Annotated in this window: 8 protein-coding genes; 2 read left to right on the forward strand and 6 right to left on the reverse strand. The window is 52.3% G+C overall.

Annotated elements, in window-relative coordinates; genetic code table 11:
- Positions 1-37: 37 nt before the first annotated feature.
- Positions 38-913: a DMT family transporter gene (locus A0129_RS14885; protein WP_291716197.1), complete on the reverse strand. Its 876-nt coding sequence runs from the start codon at positions 911-913 to the stop codon at positions 38-40.
- Positions 914-987: 74 nt separating this feature from the next.
- Here A0129_RS14885 and A0129_RS14890 point away from each other — a divergent pair, with 74 nt between their 5' ends.
- On the forward strand, positions 988-5,964 hold the full coding sequence (locus A0129_RS14890) for a PAS domain-containing protein (RefSeq protein WP_291716198.1): 4,977 nt from the start codon (positions 988-990) through the stop codon (positions 5,962-5,964).
- A gap of 84 nt (positions 5,965-6,048) precedes the next feature.
- The gene (locus tag A0129_RS14895; RefSeq protein ID WP_291716199.1) at positions 6,049-6,393 is read left to right on the forward strand and encodes a PepSY domain-containing protein; all 345 of its coding nucleotides are present in this window, start codon (positions 6,049-6,051) and stop codon (positions 6,391-6,393) included.
- Here A0129_RS14895 and A0129_RS14900 read toward each other — a convergent pair.
- From A0129_RS14900 to A0129_RS14920, 5 genes are all read right to left on the reverse strand, one after another.
- A complete protein-coding gene (locus tag A0129_RS14900) occupies positions 6,390-7,700 on the reverse strand; it encodes a HAMP domain-containing sensor histidine kinase (RefSeq protein WP_291716200.1) in 1,311 nt (436 codons plus the stop codon). The genes A0129_RS14895 and A0129_RS14900 overlap by 4 nt on opposite strands.
- Positions 7,697-8,365, reverse strand: a complete 669-nt coding sequence (locus A0129_RS14905; RefSeq protein WP_291716201.1) for a response regulator transcription factor — start codon at positions 8,363-8,365, stop codon at positions 7,697-7,699. Before A0129_RS14905 ends, A0129_RS14900 begins: the two co-directional genes overlap by 4 nt.
- 5 nt (positions 8,366-8,370) lie before the next feature.
- Positions 8,371-8,679, reverse strand: coding sequence for a PepSY domain-containing protein (locus A0129_RS14910; RefSeq protein WP_291716202.1), 309 nt, complete (start codon positions 8,677-8,679; stop codon positions 8,371-8,373).
- A gap of 66 nt (positions 8,680-8,745) precedes the next feature.
- Positions 8,746-9,261: a hypothetical protein gene (locus A0129_RS14915; RefSeq protein WP_291716203.1), complete on the reverse strand. Its 516-nt coding sequence runs from the start codon at positions 9,259-9,261 to the stop codon at positions 8,746-8,748.
- A 101-nt stretch (positions 9,262-9,362) separates the two neighbouring features.
- Positions 9,363-10,156: efflux RND transporter permease subunit (locus A0129_RS14920; protein ID WP_291716204.1), on the reverse strand; the 794-nt coding region annotated here is incomplete at its 5' end.

The following is a 10,156-nucleotide window of genomic DNA, read 5'->3' on the forward strand; positions in this document are numbered from 1 at the left end:
GGCGAGCCCGCGCGGTTCGCCTTTTTTTAGGGTTGTTCTAACGCGCCCGGGTCACCAGGACAATGCCTAGTACAACAGGAACAATGCCAATAAAATCAACCCAGTTCAGTGGCTCATCCAGCAACCAGGCTCCAGCCAGCAATCCCAAGGGCGGGGTCAGAAAAAACCACACGCTTGCAGCACTGGCGCTGCCGCGCTCCAGCAGGTTGAACCAGAGTTGATAACCAGCGATCGACACCACTAACACCAGCCAGGCAAAAGCTCCCGCAAATGATGGCGTCCAATGCATCGCCGACCAGTCTTCCATGAGCAAGGCCACAGGCAGTAGCAAGAGACCACTCAGAATGATCTGAAAACCGGTTCCGGTCACAATATCGGTGCGCACTGGCCATTTTTTGTACAACACCGTACCAAACGCCAAGGTCAACAAAGCAGCCAACACCAGCAGGAAACCTTCCAGGGTGTCTGTGCTGGAACCAATGCGGTTACGAACAATAAAGGCCACCCCAAGGAAGCCCAATGCCAGTCCAAGTACCTTTTGGCGAGTGAGGGGTTCGCGCAACAAAAAAGAAGACAGCACGGCGACCACGATAGGGTTTGCACTAATAAGAATGGTGGACAAGCCTGAGGACAAGCTGCCCATGCCGGTCCAGCTCAAACCCAAATAAAGGGCATGATTCAACAACCCCAATGCGCTCAACACGCACAACTCTTGAAGGGTTAATTTGCGCAGTGTTCCACGCCAGTGCGCCCAGGCCAACATCAAGGCACCAGCCACAAGAAAACGCAAGGTTAAAAACAACAGTGGCGGGCTGTCGATCAAACCAATTTTTGCAGCGGGAAATGCGCTGGTCCAGATCAGGACGAATGGAAACGCCAATGAAGCGTTTCTCAAAAGGGGGTATTGATTCATTCAAGGAAATCCAGTAATTGTGAGACATTGTAATCAGCGAATCTGCTAAACCTAGCCGACGACCGGAGTTTTAGATGCTCGAGCAGTTCCGATTAATCGTCGTGGATGATGAGAAACCCCAACTTGAAGCACTGTGCTCACTGCTGCAGGATTCGGGATTTGATGTCGAAGGATTTTCTGAACCAGTCAGCGCCCTGGAGTGTCTGAAAAGCCAAAGCTTTGATGTGCTGCTCACCGACCTGCGACTTCCAGGCATGGACGGCATTGAACTGGTACAACGTGCGCGCCAACTTGACCCCGATTTAAGTGTGGTCTTGATGACTGGCCATGGCAGTATAAAAACTGCAGTGGATGCCATGAAGCAGGGGGTGCTGGACTACATTCTGAAACCGTTCAAGGTCAGCGAGTTGATGCCGGTAGTCAACCGGGCCATTGAAGTGCGCAAACTCAAGCTGCAAAACACGCAGCTGATTCGAGATCTTTCCAGCAGCAATTCCCGCTTGCGGGAAATGAACCATGAACTGGACCATTTCGCAGGTCGGGTCGCCCACGACCTGAATTCGCTTTGTCACATCATTCAGGGATTTGCCGGCAGCCTGACGCGCCGGGCGCACAGCAAACTGGACGAACAGGAGCAGCGCTACCTGCTGCGCATCAATGAAGCCAGCGCGCGCGGCGGTCAACTGGTGTCTGATTTGCTGGCCTTTGCACGACTTGGCTCGGGCGAATTGAAATTCAACCAGGTGGTGTTAAATGAGGTGGTCGAAAAAGCGCGGGCATCGGTTGAATCAAGCGAAGGTTTGCGGCAGGCCGACTGGAGTATCGCCAAGCTGCCCGACATTGAAGGTGACGAGTCCCTGTTGGAACAGGTTTTCGTCAACCTGTTTTCAAACGCCCTGAAATTCAGCCAGATTCGCGAACTGCCAACAATCTCGGTTGAAGCCAACGTTTTGAATGATGTGGTGGAAATCAAGGTGATCGACAACGGCGCTGGCTTTGATCCAGACCGGGCAGATGGACTTTTCAAACCCTTTCACCGACTGCACAATGCCCACGACTTTGAAGGTCATGGCATGGGGCTCGCCAACGTGAAACGCGTGATCGAGAGACACGCAGGTCACATCAAGGCGGAATCAGCTCCCGACAAGGGGGCTGTATTCACTCTGACCTTGCCCCTCCACCGCAGCAGTGTGAGCCCACCCGCAACCACAGCGGACACGGAGCGACCAAAGCTGGATGTGGCGATTGCAACTGACGAGAAGGTTGACCCACAACGCTCGGAATTGTTGGGCGCCTGCATAGAACGGCTCAACGATATTGTGATGATTACAGAGGCCTCGCCGATTGATGCGCCGGGTCCACGGATTGTGTATGTGAACTCAGCGTTCGAAAAAGTAACGGGTTACCACCGGGAAGAGGTGCTTGGGAAAAGCCCACGTTTGTTGCAGGGGCCCGAAACTGACAAAACCGAACTGCAAAAGGTTCGGGCCGCCCTTGTGAAGAAGGAATCGGTACACGTTGAACTGATTAATTACGGCAAAAGCGGCAAACCCCACTGGCTTGAAATGGACATTGTGCCGGTGCTGGGTTCAAACGGCGAGGTGCCCTATTTTGCCTCCATTCAACGCGATGTGACGGAACGTCGCCGAGCAGAGGACAAACTTAAGCGAAACGAAGCCTTGCAACGCATTGGCGGACGCCTTGCCAAACTGGGTGTCTGGGCGATTGAACTCGGTCCGGTCCCAAGACTTTACTGGTCAGAGGAAATATTCGACATTCTCGAGATTCCCAAAGGCCAACTGCCCCACAGTTATGACGATGCCCTGCGCCATTACCACGGCAAGTGGAAGAAAATAGTGGAGGCTGCGCTGGCACGCTGTTCAACCGAGGGGCTCGCATTTGAGCTGGAGCCTGAAATGCGCTCCAACAATGGCCGGCGAATATGGGCTCGCGTGGTGGGCGAAGCTGTACGCAACGAGAAAGGCGAGATTGTCCGGGTGCAAGGCGCATTTCAGGACATCACCGATTCCAAGTTGGCAGTATTGACCTTGATGCACATGAACCGCCTGCTGGAAGCGCAGCAACGCGTGAACGACATCACAACCACCTTGGACAAACCGGAGAAACTGCTGCAGGAAGTGTGCAGCGTATTCTGTTCGTTGGGTGGGCTGCCACTGGCTTGGGTTTGCCAATTTGGCAAAGACTTGAGCGATCTGAAAGTCACAGCCGCCGATGGTTCTCAGCAAGAGTTTGTGTCACAAATCATGAAGACCACCTCCCTGCCACGCGATCATGAACTGGTCGATCGCCTGCGTGCAGGGAAAATGCATATTTGCCAAAACGTGGCTGAAGAACCTCAGGCCAAAATGTGGCACAAACAAGCCATTGAAGAAGGCCTGGAGTCCTTCGCCATACTGCCCATTCATGCGCAGGGCAAACTGCGCGCCAGCCTGGTGTTGTTTGGTGCGGGTATTCACTTTTTCAACAATGAAGTGCGCCAGTTGCTGAAAACCGTGGCCAAGAATTTGTCTTTTGCCTTTGAGAATCTGTTGTTTGCAGAAGAGCGAGTCCGAAATGCGGAGCGATTGAAGTTGCTGGAGACCTGCGTAGAACGGCTGAACGACATCGTGCTGATCACCGAGGCCGAACCTGTTGATGGAGATGGTCCAAAAATACTCTATGTCAATGAAGCTTTCGTCAGACGTACTGGTTACTCACGGGAAGAGGCGATTGGAAAAACACCCCGGATTTTGCAAGGCGAGCGAACTCAACGCGATGCCTTGGACCGAATTCGCAATGCTTTAAAGGACTGGAAGCCAGTTCGTGAAGAGCTGATCAACTACACCAAGAGTGGCGAAATGTTCTGGCTGGAACTTGAAATCGTTCCTGTGGCAGATGAGACGGGCTGGTACACCCATTGGGTGGCAATTGAACGTGACATCACCGAGAGAAAACAGGCTGAAGCCGCTTTGAAAGAGGGGTCTGAACGATTCCGTTTGCTCGCCAGCGCATCACGCGATTGCATTTGGGACTGGAACATTGTTTCAGATGAAATTTGGTGGAATGAAGGATTTGAAAAACTGTTTGGATTTGATCGCAACAAGATAGAACCCAACAACGACTCGTGGATTAACCGCATACACCCCGATGACCGTGAGCGCGCAGTCAAAAGTATATTTGCAGCGATCAATTCGGACGTTGAGAATTGGCAGGAGGAATATCGCTTCGCACATGCAGACGGGCATTGGCTGGATGTCCTCGACAGAGGCTACATCATTCGGGATGAACATGGCACTGGCATTCGAATGATCGGTGGCATGACCGAGATGACCTACATCCGTCAATCTGAACGCCGCAGCACTGCGCAATTGGCGCGCATGAATCTGCTCAACGAAATCACCCGCGCGATCGGCAATCGGCATGACCTGGACAGTATTTACCAAGTCGTGACCAACAGCATTGAAGTGGAGCTGCCTGCTGACTTTTGCTTGACTGCATCCTATACAGAGCAAGACCAAACCATTTCATTCAGGTCATTTGGCCAAGCCACCGAAGAACAAGCCAACAAGATCGGATTTTTCCTGCATGAAAGCATTCCAGCCAGAGGGGTGCACCTGGACCGTGCGCTTCAAGGCGAATTTGTTTATCAGCCCGACTTGGGTGGAAGCATGTGCCTGACAGGTGAAGGCATGCATGAGTTGGCTGGACTCGACAGCATGGTGATTGCCCCTTTGATGAAAGACAAAAAAGTACTGGGTATTATCACCACGGCCCGAAAAGGCCTGAACTCTTTTTCTGATGACGAACTGGATTTCTTGAGACAACTTGCAGAGCATGTTGCATTGGCCCTTGCACAAACCGAGTTGCTGCAGGAACTCCAAGAGGCTTACCAGAATTTGCAACGAACCCAACAGTTGGTGCTTCAGCAGGAGCGGTTAAGGGCCTTGGCAGAAATGGCCGGTGGCATTGCACATGACATCAACAATGCGATTTCTCCGGTGGCCTTGTACACAGATGCCTTGCTGGGATCGGAAACCAATTTGAGTGAACGCGGCATCAAGCAATTGAAAACGATTCAATTGGCGATTGATGACGTGGCAAGAACCGTAGACCGGATGGGACAGTTTTCAAGACGACGAGAGGAAGGCACTGAACTGACTCGCGTCAATTTGGTGACGGTGTGCGAGCAAGCGATGGAATTGACCAGAGCAAGATGGCACGACATCCCACTGCGCAACGGGATATCGATTGACTTTAACGTGGAGCATGACAGCAACGTTCCGGAAATTGATGCAGCCGAATCTGAATTGCGAGAGGCGCTGATCAATCTGATTTTTAATGCCGTGGATGCCATGCCAAACGGTGGAACAATTACGCTGGCAACTCGACTTGAAAAGAAAAATGATCATGACCAGATTGTGATTGAAATTCGAGACACAGGCATGGGGATGAGCGAGGAAACTCGGCGACGATGCCTGGAACCTTTCTACACCACCAAAGGCGAACGTGGTACCGGCTTGGGATTGGCCATGGTGTACGGCATCGTGAAGCGCATGCATGGTTCCATCGAAATTAACAGCGTGGAACAACAAGGCACGTCAGTCCGAATATTGCTGCCTTCCGCCTGTCGTCAAAAACAGGCAGTGGCCCTTGAAGAGCCATCAGACAAGCCCTCGAATACCTATCATGTCTTGCTGATTGATGACGACAGTAAAGTGTTGAATGCGCTTCGAGATGGACTGACAGCCTGTGGGCATCGGGTTCAAGTTGCGAACTCAGGATCGGCTGGCATTGAGCTCTTTTCAAAGGCGATGAATGACGGCACGCCCTTTGACGCAGTCATTACAGACCTGGGCATGCCTGGCATGGATGGTCGCCAAGTGGCAGAGGCTCTGAAAAACATCAACAAAGAGTGCCCTGTGACCTTGTTGACCGGGTGGGGCAAACAACTGGATGCGCAAACAACTGTGATACCACACATTGATGCAGTGTTGGCCAAACCACCGAAAATATCCGAAATTCAGGCACTGTTGCGAACACAAATTCGATAGAACAATCCCGGTCTGTTTTTTCAGCTTCAATTCATCTTGCTTTCCTAAACTGGGAACACATTGAACCCACACAGGAGAAACAACATGATTCGTCGCCCTACCCCAACTTTGTCTGCCCTTGCCTTGATTTTGCTAACTGCCACGCTGATGGCAATGCCCAAGGCATCGCATGCCGATGATGACCGATCAAATGCAACGCGAGACACTGAGATTGTTAAAGCTTTTGGTTTGATCAGCGCTGAACAGGCCCGTGAGATTGCACTGAAAGAAGCCCCGGGCGTGGTAACCGAACTGGAGCTGGATGACCGCGACTATGCCAAAGGCTGGAAGTGGGAAGTGGAGGTGGTCAATGCCGATGGCCGCGAAGTGGAAGTGGACGTGGATGCGAAAACCGGCAAAGTGTTGAAGGTTGACAAAGACTGGTTCTAAATCAGTGTGCCGGGCTTGAAGGTGATACGCACCGCAAGCCCTGGCGCCTTGTTTGCGAATTCAAGCACTGCACCATAAGTACCTGCAATGTCTTGCGCAATCGCCAAGCCCAAACCGCTGCCCGGTGTGTTTTCATCGGCCCGAAAACCTCGCTGGGTGATTTCAGCCAGCGAGTCGGCGGGGCAACCCGGACCATCGTCACGAATTTCAAGGGTGGTGCCTTGAAGTGAGATGATGACTTGGTTGTTGGCCCACTTCGATGCATTGTCGATTAAATTGCCAAACAGCTCGAACAAATCTTCACGATCGCCCAGCAGCGTAGTACCTTGGGGAACCTGAATGTCAAAATGCAAAGCCTTGTCGCGGTAAAGTGCCTTGCAACTGCTCGCCAAGGCTTTCAGTATTTCAAGCAAATCAATGCGCTGGCCTGGACGCAAATCCCCCACCACCCGCACGCGGGCTGTTTCCCGATCAATCAAACGGGCCACCTCTGCAGTCAATGTGTGAACCTCTTGGATGAATTGGCGACGGTCTGATTCATCGCTGAGTTGTGAGAGCCGGGCGAGTCGGGTTTTCAAGGCATGGGCCAAATTGCCCATGCCCTCGCGGGATCGTTTCAAGCGCTGATCAATCGCAGTGAGCAAACGATTCAACTCATCAACCAAGGGTTTGATTTCATCGGGGCCCTGAAATTCAAGCTGCCTGATTTCGCCTTGTTGCAAACGGGCCAAGGCTGCTTGCACTGCATTGAGGGGCTTTAAGGTGTTAATCACGATCAAGCGCTGAATCAACACAAGTGCCAGCAAAAAAAGCGCTGAGAAACCCGCGTTGGCCAGCTGATATTGCTTCAGGTTATTGCGCAATGGGGTGATGTCGCGCGCGATCGCAATGGTGAACAGTTGCCTGTCTTTCTCGTAAGTGCGCGCATGCACCAAGAGGTATTGGTCATCGGGTCCGGATTGACGAGTGATCAATGCCTGCGGTCCGCCCGGTGTTGGCAGTGTGAAATCGGCATCCCAAAGCGAACGTGAATAGCGAACTTCCGCTTGGTGTTGCAAGGCAAAGTAAGTGCCGGAATAAGGCTGTTGATACGCGGGAACCAAACCGCTGGTACTGAGGGCCAAAGCACCCGCGGCATCAAATTCGACACCGGCCAGCAAGGCTTCACTGTCAAGCTGTAGCTGGTCTAGCAATTGTTTCTCCAGCAGGTTTTCAATGGCCCTGGAGGAAAGCCACCACTGTGCCAGCAGCAGCACCATGAGACTGACAATCAAACCGAACGACAAGCGGTTGCGCAGTGAATTCATGGTGCAGGCTCGCCAAATATATAGCCTTGCCCTTTTCGGGTTTGTATCCACTGTGCGCCAATTTTCTTGCGCAAGCGGTTCACATACACCTCCATCACATTGCTGTCCTTGTCGGCATCGTATTCATACACATGCTCGGTCAACCTTGTTTTGCTCAAAGGCTGCCCGGGGTGCAACATGAAATAGCGCAGCAAGCGAAATTCTGTGGCAGTGAGTTGTTGGGGTTCTTCATCATTTACCTGAACCGTCTGCAAGGCCTCATCCAGCAGCAAACCTTTGGCTTTCAAAGACTCGGGCGCGTTGCCCACAGCACGCTTGAGTACGGCACCAATGCGCGCCAGCAATTCTTCAGTTTGAAAGGGCTTGGGCACATAGTCGTCAGCGCCCGCATTGAAACCTTCCACTTTTTCCTGCCAGGTTCCCCGCGCAGTCAGCACAATGACCGGCAATTTCAGACCTTGCTTACGCCAGGTTCTCAACACATCCAAACCCGGTTTGCCGGGCAGGCCCAAGTCGAGTACCACCAAATCATAAGGTTCAATACAACCCTGCACTTCGGCCTCAATGCCATCTTGTACCCAATCCGCCGCATAGCCTGCCTTGCCCAGTTGCTTGTGCAACTGCGCACCCAGTACCGGGTCATCCTCTACCAAAAGCAGTCGCATGGCGCTTAATCGTCCTGTTCAAGTTGCAGCAGTTCGCCGGTGCGGGCATCGAACTCCATTTCCCACACTTTGCCACTGCTCTCAAGCAATTCTATTTCATAGATGTAACGTCCATCGTCTTTGTCGAGATCGACATCGACCACACGCCCAGGCTTGACCTTTCGGGCACGATCGAAAATTTGCTCAAGCGAGAGAATTTCGCCACTGCGTTGAAGCTGGCGAATACGTTTGTCGTCATCTGCGTGTGCAAAGGGCGGTAAAACCAAAGCCAGGCAGAGCAGAAGAAAAGGAAAAGTGAGGGCACGGACTTTCATGATGAAAGTACTGTACCCGATTCACCTGAATTGAAGCTTAAAAAACATGGTGAACGCAGAAAGGCATCAAGACTTATTGGATGCACTGCTGCTTTCTACCAAGCGAGGTTGCTCGTCCCGAGGCCATTCAAAACTGTAAAAACCCTGCTTGCCATTGATGGTGTAATCAAACTGGCCACTGATGGCACGGGTCTTCATTTCCAGATTAAATACACAGCTGTTGGGGGCTTCACAACCGTGCTGGCTCACCAGAGTGCTGACTTCGGGATCGATCAACGGCGCAGTGTGCAAGCCCTGTGGCGTCATGAAATACACTCCGGCACTGTTGCCGCAGTGATTTTCGATCAGGGTGTGGCCGACGCCCTCAAACCGGAATTCGCAATTGTTTTTCGATGTGTACGACAGTACCTGCTGGGCCGCCGCTTTTTCCTGGCAGGAAGACACACCAAACAAAGTGAGTGCGGTAGCGACCATGAGGCTGAACACTACAAAAAGAAATTTACTGACTTTGCCCAGAAACGAGCCCTGCCGTCGATTTGAATCGAACGACAGGGAGCGCGACCTGCTGCTTTTGTTGAACATGGCTGGTTGACCTTCTGTGAGTGAGGTTGGGATATAGACAATCAAGCTGCACCTTTCTCAACGTCACACTTCGGTCTGGGTTTACATAGCACACACCCAATTCACGCCGGGTTGCGGGTTTGTCCACGCCGGATCAGCAAAAACACCGCTGGAATGACAAACATGGACAACAACGGTGCACTGACCATACCACCTACCATGGGTGCGGCAATCCGTTGCATGACCTCACTTCCCGTACCTGTACCCCACATAATAGGTATCAGGCCCGCAAGAATGGTAAGCACAGTCATTGCTTTGGGTCGAACACGCAGCACTGCACCTTCGCGAATTGCATCCAGTAGATCATCCTCGCCTATCAGGCCACGCTTCACCCGACTTGCCCAGCTTTGATTCAGGTACAGCAGCATGATGACGCCAAATTCTGCAGCCACCCCCGCCAGTGCAATGAAGCCCACAGCTCCCGCCACTGACAAATTGAACTCAAGAAGCCACAACAGCCATGCGCCGCCAACCAATGCAAATGGCAGCGTTGCCATAATCAGCAAAGCTTCATCCACTACTTTGAATGTCATGTACAACAACACAAAAATAATCAGCAGGGTAAATGGCACCACCAGCTTCAACTTGGCCGTTGCACGCTCCAGATATTCAAACTGCCCTGACCATGAAATGGAATAGCCCGCAGGCAGTTCCACCTGCTCGGCGACCACACGCTGCATATCAAGCACAGCTGATTGAAGGTCGCGACCGCGAATGTCGATGTACACATAGCCCGCCAATCGGGAGTTTTCACTGCGTAACATGGGTGGCCCATCGGTGATGCTGATTTTGGCAACATCGCCCAACACAATGCGCTGGCCTGAACCGGTGTAAATTGGCAAGGCACACAGGGGAT

Origin of the sequence: Limnobacter sp. CACIAM 66H1 (assembly GCF_001601825.1) — a bacterium.
Taxonomy (GTDB): Bacteria; Pseudomonadota; Gammaproteobacteria; order Burkholderiales; family Burkholderiaceae_B; genus Limnobacter.